The sequence below is a fragment of the Actinomycetaceae bacterium MB13-C1-2 genome (genome assembly GCA_035621235.1).
Taxonomy (GTDB): Bacteria; Actinomycetota; Actinomycetes; order Actinomycetales; family Actinomycetaceae; genus Scrofimicrobium.
This window is the reverse complement of sequence record CP141731.1, coordinates 1,541,991-1,558,639: the sequence shown is the minus strand read 5'-3', so window position 1 is coordinate 1,558,639 and position 16,649 is coordinate 1,541,991. Positions and strand designations below refer to the sequence as shown.

Sequence of the window (16,649 nt, the reverse complement as noted above, 5' to 3'; positions counted from 1 at the left end):
CACCTGTCCAAGGAAAAGCAGGAGGAAACAATGACTCAGGAAACACCGACACCAAAAATACTCAGCGTGAATCGAATCGGGACCAGGGAGTACACCGCGACGAACTCAAAGGGGGCGGAGTTGGTGATCGGGGACGGAGAAGGACAGTTCACCCCGGGAGACCTGCTCAAGCTCGCGATTCTCGGTTGCAATGTACTTTCGTCAGATGCACGCTTCGCTCGCGCGTTGGGAGAGGACTTTGAGTTGACCGGCACAGTTAGCGCTGAGTATCTGGAGTCGGAGGACAGGTTCACGGAGTTCTTTGTCGAGCTTGCCCCGGTCCTCGGGGACATGTATCCAGAAGACAGAGACCGTCTGCTACGGCGCGCGTCCGGAGCAATCGACCGCTACTGCACCATAAGTCACACTGTCACCAAGTCCGCCCCGACTTCTCTGACAATTGACGGAGAGCCACAATGACGATTGACAGCCAGTACGAGGATCTGCTGAGGGATGTTCTCGACAACGGAGTCAGTAAGGATGACCGAACCGGCACCGGAACCATTTCTGTCTTCGGACGACAGCTTCGCTATGAGCTTTCCAACGGATTCCCAGTAGTGACAACAAAACGCATTCACCTCAAGTCAGTGATCGGTGAGCTTCTCTGGTTCCTCAGTGGGTCCTCGAACGTCGCCTGGCTACAAGACAACGGCATCCGTATCTGGAATGAGTGGGCGGACGAGAACGGCGAACTCGGTCCCGTCTACGGCGTTCAATGGCGTTCATGGCCCGGACCTGGCGGCGAGGGGATTGACCAGATAAGTGACCTGGTTGAGACCATCAAGACCAATCCTGACTCACGGCGCATGATTGTCTCCGCATGGAACGTTGGGCAACTCCCCGAGATGGCCCTGATGCCGTGCCACGCGTTCTTCCAGGTCTACGTTGCAGACGGAAAACTTAGTCTCCAGCTCTACCAACGCAGTGCCGACCTGTTCCTCGGCGTACCATTCAACATCTCCTCGTACGCCCTCCTGACTCATATGCTGGCGCAGCAAACTGGACTTCAGGTCGGCGACTTCATCTGGACTGGCGGGGACTGCCACATCTACCTAAACCATCTCGATCAGGTCGAAGAGCAACTCTCACGCGAACCCTATGAGTTCCCATCCCTGGAACTGAGGACCGCAGACTCGATTTTCGATTATGGCTTTGACTCATTCGAGGTGAAGGACTACCAGTACCACCCCGCAATCCGAGCGCAGGTAGCGGTGTAGATGAGTAGCGCAGAAACCGCCTTAGACACTCGACCCGTCCGCGCCTCGATCTGGGCAGAGGACCGCGTCGGAGTGATCGGAGACGGCGAAAGAATGCTGTGGCATGTTCCGGCAGACTTCAAGCACTTCAAAGAATCGACTATTGGATGCCCAATCATAATGGGTCGTGCCTCATTCGAGGCCCTGGGCGGCCCGCTTCCCGGCCGGGTCAACATCGTCGTGACTCGCTCCCCGGGCTACCAAGCGGAGGGGGTGCATGTCGCGCACTCGATCGAGGATGCTCTTGAGATAGCAGATCGCTCCGCCGAGGCGACCGGGGCGAAGACTGTGTGGATCACCGGTGGTGGCTCCATTTATCGAGAAACAATGGACCTGGTCAATGAACTGGTGATTACCGACCTGGATCTCAAGATTCCCGCCGACGACCGGACACTGGTAATGGCCCCCATAATCGACCCCGACATTTGGCAAATAGACCGGGCGAGGACAGATGATGAGTGGCGTCCTCGTTCCGGGGACGCCCGGTGGCGGGTCACCACTTATGTCAGGCGTTAGTGCTCCCCGCCGCGAATTCGTTTCCTAGATTGCGGGCAGAGTCGGCATATCGCAAGACAAGCGAGGTTGCCCAAGAGGTGCTGGCTTGGGGGCGTGAAACAGGGGGCTAAGTGGCAGCGCGTAACAACAACTACTCAACTACGCAGAGATTCACGGTATGCTGTGACCTCGTCATACGCTGGCAGAATCCCCTGTTCCAACGCTTCAGCAAGCGTCGGGGCCGCGAGATCCTTCGGTGAAAGAACCGGACTGATCGGATTACCTGCCCCATCCTCACTCGGCCACTCAATCCCGATCTCTTCATCGAGCGGGAAGACCCCGAACTCGCGTCCAGGTGCGTAGCCGCTGGACACCATGTAGCAAACAGTCGAGTTATCCTCCAGCGCCATAAATGCGTGCCCTAGTCCCTCGGAGATATAGAGGGTGCTCGGAGAACGAGAGTCAAGTAGTACCGCCTCGTACTTCCCGAACGTCGGCGAACCGACACGGATGTCAACCACGACATCAAGGACCGCCCCGCCCAAACACGTAACGTACTTTGCCTGCGAGACCGGTAGCTGGGAAAAATGAACTCCCCTAACTACGCCGGCTCTAGAGTTGGAAACATTGACCTGCGGGGCGCTGAAAGAATGTCCAACCGCCTCCTCAAAAGTCTGCTGCTTGAACATCTCCATGAACCAGCCGCGATCGTCTCCGTGCACGGTAGGAGTGACCTTCCATGCGCCTTCGATACCAAGTGGTTCCCAGTCCATTGTCGGCTCCTAACGAACGAACGTGACCGCACAATTACCCTGCTGGCGGTCCTACCAACGCAACCCTATTCTCTTCGATACCCTTAACCACGAAGATGAGTCGATCCCGTGGCGGGTTCCTCACTCTTGCCCAAAATCGGTTCTGCGGAAGGTGTCACCGTGAAGGTCCTAGTTACCGGCGGATATGGAATGTTGGCCCAGGATGTCATTCGTGAACTTGACTCGCGTGGAGTCGAAGTGGTTGCCGCAGACAAGGACACCCTCGATATCCTCGACCTTCCGGCACTGAGCGAACGGCTACAGCTGGAACAGCCGGACGCTCTGGTGAACTGTGCTGCTTGGACCGCTGTCGATGCGGCAGAGGAGAATGAGGCAGGAGCGTTCCTCATAAATGCGGTTGCCACCCAGAACTTGGCCCGGGCCGTGACAAAGGTGGGTGCGAGGCTGGTCCACATCTCGACCGACTACGTCTTTGACGGTGAGAGTGAAACGCCATACCAGGCCGCCGATCCTGTGAGTCCGCTCGGTGCGTACGGGCGCACCAAGGCCGCTGGTGAGTGGGCGGCGCGCTGTGAAGCTCCGGACACACTGATTGTGCGCACCGCTTGGCTCTACGGTCGCGGTGGAAACTGCTTCCCCAAAACCCTCGCCGGAGTGCTCGAAAAGAACGGGGAGGCCAACGTCGTTGATGACCAGCACGGGCAGCCAACCTGGACAGGGGACGTTGCGCGGATCATCGCTGACTTACTTGAAACCAACGCTCCCGCAGGTATTTACCACGCGACCAGCTCGGGTCAGACGACTTGGTGGGGCTTCACTCGTGCCATCGCCGAGTCGATTGGAGTCGCCCCTGAAGCTGTCAAGGCGGTGACATCCGAAGAGTTCGTGCGGACCGCTCCGCGTCCGGCTCATTCAGTGCTGGGACACGACTCACTGGTGGAGGCAGGAATCAAGCCCATCGGCGCCTGGGACAAACGCTGGCAGATTGCAAGCGAAGAAGTGCTTGCAGCGCGCTAGTTATCACGCTCCGGTGGTACCCCGATCTCCAATAACCTGGGGTAGAACAGTGGTTCCGGGCCAAAGCAGTGTCACTAGACCAGAGCAGTACCACTAAACCTAAACCAAAACCGTGTTCCTGGGTCAAAGCAGTGCCACTAGACCAGAGCAGTACCACTAAACCAAAACCGTGTTCCGGGGCCAAAGCAGTGCTCTTGAGCATCGGAGTCTTGGGTGCCCGAGTCACGGACAACTTCAAACGGTCTGATGGGGTGACTGGGAGTGCTGTCGGGTCGTCCGAGTCGCGGGCAACCCGCTTGCCGATCTTATGTCTCACCCCTATTGACGGCGTCCCACTAGGAGAGGTTGCCATGTGCGCATATGAGGCCTCCGCGGGGGTGAGGTCGTCCGTCCGGGTTGGGGTGATCGTGTGCGCGTATGAGGTACTAGCGCGAACTATTCCCAGAACCAACTGGCGCGGACGAAAGTGGCCGTATATGAGACTAACGGCCTAGATAACGACAGGTTTGTTACCTATTCTTAATGTTGGTTGAGATTTGGCTCATGCTCGGCCGACTATAGGTTTCCCATCGTTTCGATAGTTCGAGGCACGAAATGCAATCTGCCACTGGCGGCACACCAAAACCAAGTCGTAAGCGTCTCCGAGTCGGTCTTTGGGGGGTGATTGCAACAGTAGGATCAGCCTTGGCTTTGGGCGGTTGTGCCTCTGGCGGGGCCACCGACGCCGCGTCTGATGGACACCAGATTGGCGGCGAGGCGGCCCTTGTACTTCCAGATCTAAATGGGATGGTAACCGCTACCGGGTTGGGTGGCCGTGCGGTCCTATTCATCGGAATGTTCGTCGCGGTTTGTGGCCTTGCATTCGGATTCTTCAGCTACGCGAAGCTGCAAAAGCTTCCAGTTCACAAGGCGATGCTGAATATATCTGAGCTGATTTACACCACCTGTAAGGCCTACCTGGTTAAGCAGGGCAAGTTCCTTCTGATCCTGTGGGCCATTATCACCGCAGTGATCGTGATCTACTACAAGTTCCTGGTGGGATTCGCCTGGGGGCGCGTCGCCATCATCGTGGCTTTTTCGCTCTTGGGCATGGCGGGTTCATACGCGGTTGCCTGGTTTGGAATTCGGGTCAATACCTTCGCGAACTCTCGCATGGCTTTCGCATCGCTAAAGGGCAAGCCTCTTCCGCTGCATCAGATTCCAATGCGTGCAGGCATGTCGATCGGCATGGTACTGATCTCGCTCGAACTACTTATGATGCTGGTGATCCTGCTGCTGCTGCCACCAGAGGTCGGTGGCTCCTGTTTCATTGGCTTTGCCATTGGCGAGTCACTCGGAGCATCAGCACTGCGTATCGCAGGCGGAATCTTCACCAAGATTGCGGACATCGGCGCTGACCTAATGAAGATTGTCTTCAAGATTGACGAAGACGATCCTCGTAACCCTGGCGTTATTGCCGACTGCGTCGGTGACAACGCTGGTGACTCGGTCGGACCGTCGGCTGACGGATTTGAGACCTACGGCGTGACAGGCGTTGCCCTGGTCACCTTTATCATCTTGGCTGTGCCGGACGCCGCAGTTCAGGCGCAACTGCTTGTGTGGATCTTCGTGGTCCGCGCCGCAATGATCATTGCTTCTGGCTTGGCTTACTGGATCAACTCGGCGATTACAAAGTCGCGGTATGCGAATGCTGTAGAGATGGACTTCGAGAAGCCGCTTTCCTCCCTCGTTTGGATCACCTCTGGCCTGTGCATCCTGTTTACCTTTGGCACAACGGCTCTGATCCTCGGAGGCACCGATGGAGGAATCGGCTGGAAGCTCGCAGCAATCGTCACCTGCGGCACCGTGGCGGGCGCACTGATTCCAGAACTGGTCAAGGCATTTACCTCGACTTCTTCACGACACGTCCGTGAGACGGTTAAGTCCTCGCGCGAGGGTGGAGCTTCACTGAACATCCTGTCCGGCCTGGTTGCGGGCAACTTCTCGGCATACTGGCTAGGTATCGCAATCGTCGGTCTGATGGCGGTCGCCTTCGGAATCTCGACCACTGGTCTCGGCGATTTCATGCAGGCACCCGCAGTGTTTGCATTCGGCCTGGTGGCGTTTGGCTTCCTGGGGATGGGTCCGGTGACGATTGCCGTTGACTCGTACGGCCCGGTAACCGACAACGCCCAAAGCGTCTTCGAACTGAGCCAGATTGAGTCGATCCCGAACATTGATGAAGAGATGGAAAAGGAGTACGGCTACAAGCCCGAGTGGGAGCGCGCCAAGTTGATGCTCGAAGAGAACGACGGCGCTGGCAATACCTTCAAGGCAACCGCGAAGCCGGTCCTCATCGGCACCGCAGTCGTAGGCTCAACGACCATGATCTTCTCGATCATCATCGGCCTGACCAATGGGCTCACCACTAACCTGGAGAGTCTGTCTATCATGCATGCCCCGTTCCTCCTCGGCTTTATCCTGGGCGGTGCAGTAATCTACTGGTTCTCGGGAGCTTCGATTCAGGCAGTCACTACCGGGGCCTACCGTGCAGTTGAGTTCATCAAAGCGAAAATCAAGCTGGATGACTCCAGCGAGAAGGCCAGCACTGAAGACTCGCGCAAAGTGGTTGAGATTTGCACCCAGTACGCACAACAGGGCATGTTGAATATCTTTCTAGCGGTCTTCTTCATTACTCTCGCATTCGCCTTCGTCGAACCGTTCCTGTTCATCGGCTACCTGATCTCCATCGCGATCTTTGGTCTGTACCAGGCGATCTTTATGGCGGACGCCGGAGGAGCCTGGGACAACGCAAAGAAGGTCGTTGAGGTCGATCTTCACGCGAAGGGCACAGCTCTTCACGACGCAACTATTGTTGGCGACACGGTTGGTGACCCCTATAAGGACACCTCGTCCGTGGCGCTGAACCCGATTATCAAGTTCACCACACTGTTCGGACTGCTCGCCGTTGAACTGGCTGTGTCGTTGGTCGGGGACGGATTCCAGACAATGGTCTACATTTTGGCGGCCGTGTTCTTCCTAATCGCTAACTTCTTCGTCTACCGTTCTTTCTACGGCATGCGAATTCAGTCGGGTAAGGATAAGAAGGACGAACCTGCCGAGATCGTACTGCCAGAGGGCGGTGCCACCGTCGGCGCCTCCTCCAGTTCAGCGGTCAGTTAGGGGCGATTTCAATGAGAGTTGCAGTCAAACGAGATCAGACAGTAATCAGCGAAGATGGACGCATTGTCGGCCATGACGCTGGTGCCACCCTGGTGCGGCGTTTCTTGCGCATCTTTCCGGGCGCCCAGGTAATCGGCCCCTCAGCCCGACGTTGCCACGGCTTCGACGTGGTACCGCTCGAATTCCTGGATCCCGAGAACACCGTAATTATCAACATGGATGTCATTGACTCCCCCACCATCTGGAACACGATCTATCAGGCAAGCGGTGGTACGGCTCCGAAGATCATGAACTTCGTGTGGTGGCCTGTATCGTTCCTCGAACGTCCTGAACAGAAATACACTGCCGCTCTGTCGTGTGCAATGTTCCCGACATTCGCGGCTTCGGAACGCACCGCGTCCGAGGTGAAGGAACTGGTCCAGAAGTCGACCCTCCCCCAACTGGAAGCAAAGATGAAGCTGGAGTGGGTCAACCTGGGCTTCCGCGTTGACCACGTTCAGGAACGCCAAGAGACGGCTAAGCCAATCGTTCTCTACCCCGCTATCTACCTCGCCCCGGTGAAACGCCCGGATCTGTTCAAAGAGATCGTCGAGCGTGTTCACAGGCAGGTCCCGATCGAAGTGGAGATGCGCCTGCAAGAAACCTCGCTCATCAGCGAGAAAGCCATGCAGTTCTCTCAACTGCCGTGGGTTTGGGTTGGACCGTTGACCTCAACGCGTTCCTCGTACTACGAGGCGCTGTCGCGGACCACCGCGTTCCTTGCCACTGCCACCGATGAGTCTTATGGAATGTCCTACGTGGAGGCACTCGGTTCCGGCGTCATTGGAATCTTCCCGGATGAGGAATGGGCGCGGGCACTGGTTCCCGTCGATTATCCGTTCTTCTACCGTGACAAGGTGACGGCCGAGAAAATGCTGTTGCAAGCAGTGACTGCTCCCGAAGAATGCCGCAAGGAGATCGATAGGGCCGCTGGAGGGTCGTTCATCGACTGGATTGCCCGGCACCACTCTGATGCAGCATTCGACCGTGAGATCACGGAAACAGTCAAGGATTGGTTTAGTTAGAGCCACACGAAACCGAGTGACTACAGGCGCTCGGTTTTAGACAGCAGGGGCTCCCGCGCATCGATTCGCGGGAGCCCCTTTGGGCGTCAGCCGCAGTTCCTCGCAATCCTGACCCTTGCTTGTGGTTTGAGAAATAGTTGCGCTTCTGGTTGCACTGAGCTGGCCCATATTTGGTTCGATCTGTCAGGTAGATGTACTTGACGGCTGGAGGATAGTCAAAAAACGTCCTGCGGCAGAGACTCTTCATCACTGGATTAGTTTGATCCTTTGGCCCCGTGGGAAAATCGTCTGGTGCTAACGATTCCAGAGACCATTGATATACAGGTAACCTCGGCCGATTCCAAGTCGTCGGGGCTAGATACCCCCGGAAGGTTCCTACTATCGGGAATGTTGGCCGGTGTCTTCATGGGGATCGGAGTAGTCCTTATGGTTTCTACGGCCGGTCCAATGTTTGCGGCGGGTGAAGGGCTAGCGAAGCTAGTAAGTGGGCTCGTCTTCGGAACAGCATTAACGCTCACGGTCTTCGCCGGAGCTGAGCTAGCGACATCTGCCATGATGGCGCTTCCCCTGGGGGTACTCACCAAGTCAATCCGACTTGGTCGAGCAAGCGCGACGCTACTGTTTATCTTTGTCGCGAACCTATTCGGAGCTTTGCTCTTTGCGCTTCTGATCCGAGGTTCAGGAGTCTTGATTTCCAACCAAGCAGCGGGTGCGATGCTCTCTGACATGCTGGCCACAAAAGCTCACGAGACGCCGCTTGAACTATTCGCTCGAGGAGTTCTCTGCAACATCCTGGTCTGCTTGGCCATTTGGATGAGTTCGAGAGTGAACTCAGACGGTGCCAAGATCGCCCTAATCTTTATCGCCATAACTGCCTTCATTGCCTCTGGGTATGAACACGTCATCGCCAACATGTTCACCTACTGCTACGGCATCATCATTGGTGATCCAAACGGAACCCTTCCCCTCTTTGGGAAGAACCTGCTCTGGGTTGGGCTCGGGAACCTGGTCGGCGGAGCGGTAGTCGTCGCCCTCGTCTACTGGCTGGTCGCGGGTTCACCAAAGAAAGAGCCGGTCGGAGGGAGGAATTAACTCTCGTCAACCTTGACTGGTTAATTCAGCAGGTTGACTGGCAGATCGGGCACAAAATCAGGGAAGGATAAGCCATCCAGGGATGGGTAAAGGTAGTCGAACCGCTCTCCATCAACCTTCGGAAGGCATTTCCCGATTAGGCGGTTTCGAGGGCGATCTTCATGTACATGCGTTCATTCGCGCATGCTTGGCCCAAAGACGTAATCGTCTAGCAGCCAACTGGAAAATTGCCGCGGAGGCATAACATTGCTCTACTAACGAGGCTCAAAGATCACGACCTGCGCCTTGCATCCGCTGAAGTAGCACGGAGTCATGCTCAATAGGGGTATCGCTTCAGCCTAACAGCGGGACGTGTCTGTGGCCAAAGGTGCCCCCGTTTCGATATGCCAGGACCTTTATGAACCCAAGGGCGTAGCGTTGCCTTGTCGAGCTAGTTCAGTTGACCAGGTCTACCAAGTATTTCCCGCCAAGACCGTTAAGGGGCGCCAGTGGCACAAAAGGGTCAGCTACTGTACGAAGGAAAAGCCAAGAAACTCTACGAAACAGACTCACCCGAAGTCTTATGGGTTGAGTACTGTGATCAAGCAACAGCTTTCAACGGGGAAAAGAAGGATCAAATCCCCGGAAAAGGCAAACTCAACAACCAGATCAGCGGAATGATCTTCGATCTTCTCGCTGACGCGGGTGTTCCCTCCCACTATTTGGGTTCGCTTTCTGAAACCGAGCACCTCGCACAAAAGGTGCAAATCATTCCCCTTGAAGTCGTCGTAAGGAACGTGGCAGCAGGCAGCCTCTGCAAGCGATTGGGGCTGATGGAGGGCACCGCACTACCCGATCCGATCGTCGAGCTCTTTTACAAGGACGATGATCTAGGTGATCCGCTCATCACCGACGAACACGTCAAGATTCTCAATCTGGCATCTGAGGCGGAAGTCGCAGAAATCAAAGAGAAGGCTCTGACAGTGAATGCCGCACTCACCGAGATATTCGAGAAGTGCGGCATTCGTCTTGTGGACTTCAAACTCGAGTTCGGGCGTGACGCTGAAGGGAACGTTCTGCTCGCCGACGAGGTTTCGCCGGATACCTGCAGGCTCTGGGACGCTGCTACCGACGAACACCTGGACAAGGACGTTTACCGCAGGGACATCGGCGATCTGACTAGCGTCTACCAGGTTGTCCTCGCCCGGCTTCAAGAACTCACGGCCAAGCGAGGCTGAGCGGGCTCACGTGGCACCGCTGAGCTTCCCCGACGCAACCAGAAATGGAAGCCAAAGAACTCAAGCTCATCTCTAGTTTCCCTAGTGCTGTTGAGAAGCGACTCCCTCGGACAAACACTCACAACTGAATAGGCCGCCCCTCCACTGCTGCAAACCGACCCCCACGACTCGGCTGGTGCTACAACCCGACTGCTACGACCTAACTCCGCTACGACAACCAACCTTCTACAATTCAGGAGCATTTGCGTGTATTTGGCCAAGGTGTACGTCACCTACAAGGACTCCGTACTAGACCCTCAAGGACAGGCCGTAATGGGAGCCGCCCACCGACTCGGTTACTCGGAGATCGACGACGTTCGCGTCGGCAAATATTTCGAGATTTGGGTGAGCGCTGACGGACGTGACCCCGAGATAGTCGTCGAAGAAATCAGCGACAAATTGCTGGCCAACGTGAACACCGAAACGTATCGAATCGAGATTGAACGGGCCGACAGTGAGTAGTCCTCGGTTCGCTGTAGTCGTCTTCCCTGGATCAAACTGCGACATCGACATGCTGGAAGCACTCACGGATGTGATGGAAGTCGAGGCCCAGGCCGTGCGACACGACGCCACCAGCCTTGAAGGATTCGACGGGGTAATGCTCCCCGGAGGCTTCTCATACGGCGACTACCTTCGTTGTGGTGCGATCGCCCGCTTCTCCCCCATCATGGAAGAGGTCCGCCGATTCGCCGAGTCAGGCAAACCCGTCTTCGGTACCTGCAACGGTTTTCAGGTCCTTACCGAAGCCGGCCTACTCCCCGGCGCACTCATCGAGAACGAGTCACTAAAGTTCGTCTGCAAAACGGTTCCGCTAAAGGTCGTGAACTCCCACACCCGCTTCACCAGCGAATATGACGAGGACGAGGTTATTTCTCTTCCCGTCGCTCACGCCGGGGGTAACTACTTCTGTGATGCCGGAACCCTTGCCGAGCTTCAGGAGAACAACCAGATTGTGTTCACTTACGAGGAGAACATCAACGGTTCAACCGCCTCCATCGCGGGTATCACCAACAAAGCGGGAAACGTGCTGGGCATGATGCCACACCCCGAACGTGCCGTCGAAGCCCTGTTAGGTTCCGAGGACGGAAAACGCTTCTTCGCCTCCCTGATTGATTCCATCCACAACGCCAAGTCCTCAGAGGAAGCAGGTGATGTCCGATGACCAGGGCGAATGAACCCACTCCTCAGGCAATCAAGAACTCCCGCATGTACGCGCAATGGGGTCTTACCGACGAGGAATACCGACTCATCGAAGAAGAAATCCTCGGACGCATGCCGAACTACACGGAAACTGGACTTTTCTCGGTTATGTGGTCCGAGCACTGCTCGTACAAGAACTCAAAATCCGTCTTACGGAAGTTCCCTACGGACGGTCCCCGCGTTTTGCAGGGGCCCGGTGAGGGAGCTGGAATTGTCGACATTGGTGATAACCAGGCTGTGGTCTTCAAGGCGGAAAGCCACAACCATCCTTCGGCTGTTGAGCCATACGAGGGCGCTGCCACCGGCGTTGGCGGCATCATCCGCGATATCTTCTCAATGGGAGCCCGTCCGATCGCAGTTTTGGACTCCCTTCGTTTCGGCGAGCTAGACAACGACCGTACGAAGTTCCTTCTTCAAGAAATCGTCGCGGGCATCGGTGGGTACGGTAATTGCATTGGTATTCCAACCGTGGGCGGAGAGATCGCCTTTGACTCGTGCTATGAGGGAAATCCTCTAGTCAATGCTATGTGCGTTGGAATCATCGACCACAAGGATATTCAGAAGGGTCGCGCCGCGGGCTCCGGCAACTCGATCCTCTACGTCGGGGCAAAGACTGGCCGCGACGGGATTCACGGAGCAACATTTGCCTCGGAATCGTTCAATGATGGCGAGGAACAGAACCGCTCGGCCGTCCAGGTCGGTGATCCGTTCATGGAGAAACTACTGCTTGAAGCCTGCTTAGACCTCATCGTCAATCACGCAGACATTCTGGTTGGAATCCAAGACATGGGTGCCGCCGGGCTAGTCTCGTCCAGTTCAGAAATGGCGTATAAGGCTGGCTCCGGGCTCCGTCTCTACCTGGATGACGTTCCGGTTCGTGAACCGGAGATGACCCCCTATGAAATGATGCTCTCCGAGTCCCAAGAACGCATGCTGATCTGCGTGAAGAAGGGACGCGAAGCGGAGGCACAGAGAGTCTTTCACGACTACGATCTTGACGCGGTCGTGATCGGCGAGGTTACCGATGATGGCCGATATCGCCTGTTCTTCGAGGGACAAGAGGTGGCGGATATTCCCGTAGAAGCACTTGGGGACGCCCCGGAACAACAGCCCGCTTCAAGCAGACCGAAGCGACTAGATGATTTCGCTGAACAGGGTTCGTACCAGCCGAACCCACTGGAGCCGGCCTCGACTCTATTGAAGCTCTTGTCGCAGCCGACAATCGCCTCAAAACATTCAGTGTTCCAGACCTATGATTCGCAGGTCAGAACTAATACTGTGGTGGGTCCAGGTTCGGATGCGGCGGTCTTGAGGGTTCGCGGAACCAACAAAGCCCTGGCAATGACGACGGACTGCAACGCGCGATACCTGTACCTCGATCCCTTCGTCGGCGGCCAGATCGCGGTGGCGGAGGCGGCTCGGAACATCGTCGCAAGTGGAGCGCAACCGCTGGCAATCACCGACTGTCTCAACTTCGGTTCACCCGAGAATCCCGAGGCGTACTGGGAGCTTTCAACTGCCGTTGACGGCGTGGCTGATGCCTGTCGCAGGCTTAGGACCCCCGTGATTTCGGGAAATGTCTCGCTCTACAACGAAAGCAATGGCGAGGCCATCTACCCGACACCGATGATCGGGATGGTTGGACTCGTACAGAAGCTGGAAGATATCACGACCAGTGACTTCAAGCGTGCAGGAGACCTGGTCTATGTGATCGGTGAGACCGGGCCAGATTTCGGCGGCTCAGAACTGCAGAAGATGAATGAGGGCAAGATTTTCGGAACTCTGACCGGGTTCGACTTGGAAAGGGAATCTAGAAACCAGAAGCAACTCCTTGAGGCAATCGAGGCTGGTCTGGTGGTTTCGGCTCACGATCTGGCGGAGGGCGGCTTGGGAGTTGCGCTGGCAGAAAGCGCGTTCCCGGGCAACTTTGGGTTCGAAGTCTCGGTGAGTTTTCCTGCAACCTGGTTGTTCTCAGAGACTCAATCCCGTTTCGTAGTTTCGATCAGACCCGAGGACCGCGAGCGCTTCGAGACAGTTGCCCCCAATGCAGCCCTAATCGGCACGGTCAGCGATGCCCTGACATACCGCTTTGCCACTAGCGACGCCAGCTTCGAGGTCAACGCCGCAGAAGCCAAGAAGACCTGGGAGGAATCACTCGAGTGCTTGATGAAGTGAATTACCGCGATTCTGAGGTGGGCAGCCTCAATGAAGAATGCGGCGTCTTCGGCGTCTGGGGCCACCCTGACGCCGCCCGCATCACCTATTTTGGCCTGCGAAACCTACAGCACCGCGGGCAGGAAGGTGCCGGGATCGTCGCGGGCAATGAAGGCGAACTGAAGGGGCACCGCGGCCTCGGCCTGGTCTCAACCGTTTTCGCGAATGAAAGCCAACTTGATCGCCTCGCTGGACGCGCTGCCATTGGTCATGTTCGTTATGCTACGGCCGGGAGTGAATCGATCGACAACGTCCAACCGCTCCTCTTCCGGTTCCAAAACGAGTCGGTGGCCCTGGCCCACAACGGCAACCTGACCAACGCTCGAACGCTACGCAGACAGCTTGAGGAAGACGGAGGGATCTTCCACTCCGATTCCGATACCGAGATCCTGATGCACCTAATCAGACGGAGTTCCTGCGTCAGGTTCATCGACCAACTCAAAGAGGCACTGAACTCGATCAAGGGCGGCTTCGCCTACGCGCTCCTCACAGACGACGCCCTCTACGCAGCCCTCGACCCTAACGGGTTCCGACCTCTGGCCATCGGGCGCATGAAGAACGGGGCTTACGTCGTGGCTTCCGAAACCTGTGCGCTTGACGGCGTTGGCGCCGATTTTATTCGAGATGTTGCCCCCGGCGAGGTCGTCATCATCAATGACGAGGGCATGACCGTCGATCAGTTCACCACGGAGACACAGCAGTCGATCTGTGCGATGGAGTACATCTATTTCGCCCGCCCCGACTCGAACATCGCCGGGATCAATGTTCACGCGGCCCGTAAAGCAATGGGGGTCCGTCTGGCGACTGAAGCACCAGCGGAGGCCGACATGGTTATCGGCGTCCCGAACTCGTCTCTTTCCGCCTCGTCCGGATACGCCGAGGCATCGGGGATCCCCTACGAAATGGGCCTGGTGAAGAACCAGTATGTCGCCCGTACCTTCATCCAGCCAACGCAGGAACTGCGCGAGCAGGGAGTACGGATGAAGCTCTCTGCGGTCCGAGGAGTCGTCTCTGGCAAGCGTGTTGTGATGGTCGATGACTCCATCGTCCGCGGCACGACGAGCAAACGGATTGTCCAACTACTAAAGGATGCTGGCGCCGCCGAAGTTCACGTTCGGATCGCCGCACCCCCACTGGCCTACCCGTGCTTCTATGGAATCGATATTCAGACCCGCGAGGAACTGGTGGCATCAGATCACTCGATTGAGGAGATCCGAGAGATGATCGGAGCGGACTCACTCAGCTTCCTCAGTGAAGAAGGTCTGCTCAACGCCATTGGCCTTGACTCAGATGCGCCCTACTCCGGTATCTGCATGGCCTACTTTAACGGCGACTACCCCACCGGACTTTACGACTATGAGGAGGGGCTACGGGCCTCGCTTGAGGCCCAGGCACTCCGGGAGGCAGCGACTCACGGCGACATCTCCGATGGGTCCGAATCGGCGCGGGCCTGCGAGCCACCGCACGGTCAAGCAAACCCAGGACTGCTGCGCGAGTCCGTATTGGCGGTGGCGAAATGAGCAACGCATACGCTGCTGCCGGAGTCGACGTCGAGGCCGGATACGAAGTGGTGCGCCGCATCCGCAAACACGCGAAGCGAACTGAACGCCCCGGAACGATGGGCGGGCTGGGAGGTTTCGGAGGATGCTTCGATCTCGCCTCGCTGGGCCTAGTGGACCCCATCCTGGTCTCGGGAACCGACGGTGTTGGCACCAAACTTCTGGTGGCAATCGCAACCGGCAAGCATGACACTGTTGGCATCGACTGTGTGGCGATGTGCGTAAATGACATCGTGGCGCAGGGAGCTATGCCCCTCTACTTTCTGGACTACATCGCAACCGGGAAGAACAACCCAGCCCAGATTGAGGCCATCGTCGCGGGCGTGGCCGAGGGGTGCGTCCAGGCCGGTGCCGCCCTCATCGGCGGTGAGACCGCCGAGATGCCGGGGATGTATGCCGGGGACGACTACGACCTGGCGGGATTCGCAGTCGGAGCTTGCGAACGCGGGCAACTGGTTGACAGTTCCACCGTACGCCGGGGCGACATATTGATTGGACTTCCCTCGTCCGGGGTTCATTCAAACGGTTTCTCACTGGTACGGAAGGTCCTTGATCAGGCGGGCAAGAGTTTCGGTGATTCGGTCCCGGAGCTGGGCGGGGCGACGCTGGGAGAAGTACTACTGACGCCGACGCGGATCTATGTAAACGCGGTTCTGCCCCTAGTCCAAGAGAATCTGGTGCGGGGAATCTGCCACGTCACCGGGGGTGGCTTCGATGAGAACATTCCGAGGATGATCCCCGCGGGGCTATCTGCGGCGATCGATCTTGGAACATGGCCGGTTCCGCCGGTGTTCGGCGTAGTTCAAGGCCTGGGTCAGATTGCTCTACCTGAGATGTACCAGGTGTTTAACATGGGCCTCGGAATGATACTTGCGATCCGTCCCGGCGATATGGATGCGGTGATGGCTTCGCTGGCGAGCCGTGGCGAAGAGTTTTATCGGATTGGTGAGGTCGTCAGGGAAGAGAGTGATCCCGTGATCTATAGGGACACGTTCGAATGAGGCTGGCAGTGTTTGCCTCGGGAAGCGGTAGCAACTTCGAGGCGATCGCAGCGGCCGTCGAAGCCGGAGAAATCCCGGCAGAACTGGCGTTACTGGTATCAGATCAACCTGAGTGCCCGGCACTGCGGCGGGCAGAAAAGCGGGACGTTCCGACCCTGGGCCTCTCCCCCAATAACTTCGGGTCAAAGGCGGAGTTTGAGGCCGAAATTGTGAGAGTGCTGGGTGAGGAGCAAGTAGATCTTGTTGCATTGGCCGGATACATGCGCATCGTCGGACCGACTTTACTTTTGGCGTACGAGGGGCGGATCGTCAACCTTCATCCCGCCCTGCTTCCGGCGTTCCCAGGTGCACACGCAATCACGGATGCCTTGGAAGCTGGAGCAATCGAAACCGGAGTTACCATCCACTACATTGACGCGGGAGTCGATACCGGACCGGTGATTGAGCAACAATCCGTTCCGGTTCTTCCGAACGACACCGAGGAAACGCTCGCCGAGCGGATTCACGCCGTTGAGCATGAA

Annotated in this window: 14 protein-coding genes and 1 pseudogene; 14 read left to right on the top strand and 1 reads right to left on the bottom strand. The window is 57.0% G+C overall.

What is annotated here, in order from left to right; all coding sequences use genetic code 11:
• Positions 1 to 30: 30 nt before the first annotated feature.
• The 3 genes from U6G28_06830 to U6G28_06820 are packed head-to-tail and all read left to right on the top strand — an operon-like array spanning position 31 to position 1,811.
• Positions 31 to 459 (top strand): OsmC family peroxiredoxin, encoded by a 429-nt coding sequence (locus tag U6G28_06830; protein WRS29247.1) that lies wholly within the window; start codon positions 31 to 33, stop codon positions 457 to 459.
• Positions 456 to 1,256 (top strand): thymidylate synthase, encoded by an 801-nt coding sequence (locus U6G28_06825; protein WRS29246.1) that lies wholly within the window; start codon positions 456 to 458, stop codon positions 1,254 to 1,256. The genes U6G28_06830 and U6G28_06825 overlap by 4 nt, the downstream gene beginning before the upstream one ends.
• A complete protein-coding gene (locus U6G28_06820) occupies positions 1,257 to 1,811 on the top strand; it encodes a dihydrofolate reductase (GenBank protein ID WRS29245.1) in 555 nt (184 codons plus the stop codon).
• Between the two features lie 134 nt (positions 1,812 to 1,945).
• Here U6G28_06820 and rfbC read toward each other — a convergent pair whose 3' ends face one another.
• Positions 1,946 to 2,563 carry a dTDP-4-dehydrorhamnose 3,5-epimerase gene (rfbC, locus tag U6G28_06815; GenBank protein ID WRS29244.1) on the bottom strand — a complete coding sequence of 206 codons (618 nt, stop codon included), beginning with the start codon at positions 2,561 to 2,563 and terminating at the stop codon, positions 1,946 to 1,948.
• 159 nt (positions 2,564 to 2,722) lie between these two features.
• Between rfbC and rfbD the strand changes: the two genes are divergently transcribed.
• From rfbD to purN, 11 genes and pseudogenes are all read left to right on the top strand, one after another.
• Positions 2,723 to 3,580, top strand: a complete 858-nt coding sequence (gene rfbD, locus U6G28_06810; GenBank protein WRS29243.1) for a dTDP-4-dehydrorhamnose reductase — start codon at positions 2,723 to 2,725, stop codon at positions 3,578 to 3,580.
• 594 nt (positions 3,581 to 4,174) lie between these two features.
• Complete coding sequence (locus U6G28_06805) at positions 4,175 to 6,742, top strand: sodium-translocating pyrophosphatase (GenBank protein ID WRS29242.1); 2,568 nt, start codon at positions 4,175 to 4,177, stop codon at positions 6,740 to 6,742.
• A gap of 11 nt (positions 6,743 to 6,753) precedes the next feature.
• Complete coding sequence (locus tag U6G28_06800) at positions 6,754 to 7,806, top strand: glycosyltransferase family 1 protein (protein WRS29241.1); 1,053 nt, start codon at positions 6,754 to 6,756, stop codon at positions 7,804 to 7,806.
• Positions 7,807 to 8,073: 267 nt separating this feature from the next.
• Positions 8,074 to 8,898 carry a formate/nitrite transporter family protein gene (locus U6G28_06795; protein WRS29240.1) on the top strand — a complete coding sequence of 275 codons (825 nt, stop codon included), beginning with the start codon at positions 8,074 to 8,076 and terminating at the stop codon, positions 8,896 to 8,898.
• Positions 8,899 to 9,386: 488 nt separating this feature from the next.
• A complete protein-coding gene (purC, locus tag U6G28_06790; GenBank protein WRS29239.1) occupies positions 9,387 to 10,115 on the top strand; it encodes a phosphoribosylaminoimidazolesuccinocarboxamide synthase in 729 nt (242 codons plus the stop codon).
• Between the two features lie 246 nt (positions 10,116 to 10,361).
• On the top strand, positions 10,362 to 10,616 hold the full coding sequence (gene purS, locus U6G28_06785) for a phosphoribosylformylglycinamidine synthase subunit PurS (GenBank protein ID WRS29238.1): 255 nt from the start codon (positions 10,362 to 10,364) through the stop codon (positions 10,614 to 10,616).
• A complete protein-coding gene (gene purQ / locus U6G28_06780; GenBank protein ID WRS29237.1) occupies positions 10,609 to 11,316 on the top strand; it encodes a phosphoribosylformylglycinamidine synthase subunit PurQ in 708 nt (235 codons plus the stop codon). Before purS ends, purQ begins: the two co-directional genes overlap by 8 nt.
• Positions 11,313 to 13,529 carry a phosphoribosylformylglycinamidine synthase subunit PurL gene (gene purL / locus U6G28_06775; protein ID WRS29236.1) on the top strand — a complete coding sequence of 739 codons (2,217 nt, stop codon included), beginning with the start codon at positions 11,313 to 11,315 and terminating at the stop codon, positions 13,527 to 13,529. The genes purQ and purL overlap by 4 nt, the downstream gene beginning before the upstream one ends.
• Positions 13,514 to 15,088 (top strand): amidophosphoribosyltransferase, encoded by a 1,575-nt coding sequence (gene purF / locus U6G28_06770; GenBank protein ID WRS29235.1) that lies wholly within the window; start codon positions 13,514 to 13,516, stop codon positions 15,086 to 15,088. The genes purL and purF overlap by 16 nt, the downstream gene beginning before the upstream one ends.
• Positions 15,085 to 16,128 carry a phosphoribosylformylglycinamidine cyclo-ligase gene (gene purM, locus U6G28_06765; GenBank protein WRS29234.1) on the top strand — a complete coding sequence of 348 codons (1,044 nt, stop codon included), beginning with the start codon at positions 15,085 to 15,087 and terminating at the stop codon, positions 16,126 to 16,128. The genes purF and purM overlap by 4 nt, the downstream gene beginning before the upstream one ends.
• A pseudogene (purN, locus tag U6G28_06760) lies at positions 16,125 to 16,616 on the top strand (phosphoribosylglycinamide formyltransferase). The gene purM and the pseudogene purN overlap by 4 nt, the downstream one beginning before the upstream one ends.
• Positions 16,617 to 16,649 lie beyond the last annotated feature (33 nt).

Excerpts from the sequence above, each read along its gene's own strand:
- U6G28_06830 (WRS29247.1), top strand. The coding sequence starts at position 31 with ATGACTCAGGAAACACCGACACCAAAAATACTCAGCGTGAATCGAATC.
- U6G28_06825 (WRS29246.1), top strand. The coding sequence starts at position 456 with ATGACGATTGACAGCCAGTACGAGGATCTGCTGAGGGATGTTCTCGAC.
- U6G28_06820 (WRS29245.1), top strand. The coding sequence starts at position 1,257 with ATGAGTAGCGCAGAAACCGCCTTAGACACTCGACCCGTCCGCGCCTCG.
- rfbC (WRS29244.1), bottom strand. The coding sequence starts at position 2,563 with ATGGACTGGGAACCACTTGGTATCGAAGGCGCATGGAAGGTCACTCCT.
- U6G28_06805 (WRS29242.1), top strand. The coding sequence starts at position 4,175 with ATGCAATCTGCCACTGGCGGCACACCAAAACCAAGTCGTAAGCGTCTC.
- U6G28_06800 (WRS29241.1), top strand. The coding sequence starts at position 6,754 with ATGAGAGTTGCAGTCAAACGAGATCAGACAGTAATCAGCGAAGATGGA.
- purL (WRS29236.1), top strand. The coding sequence starts at position 11,313 with ATGACCAGGGCGAATGAACCCACTCCTCAGGCAATCAAGAACTCCCGC.
- purM (WRS29234.1), top strand. The coding sequence starts at position 15,085 with ATGAGCAACGCATACGCTGCTGCCGGAGTCGACGTCGAGGCCGGATAC.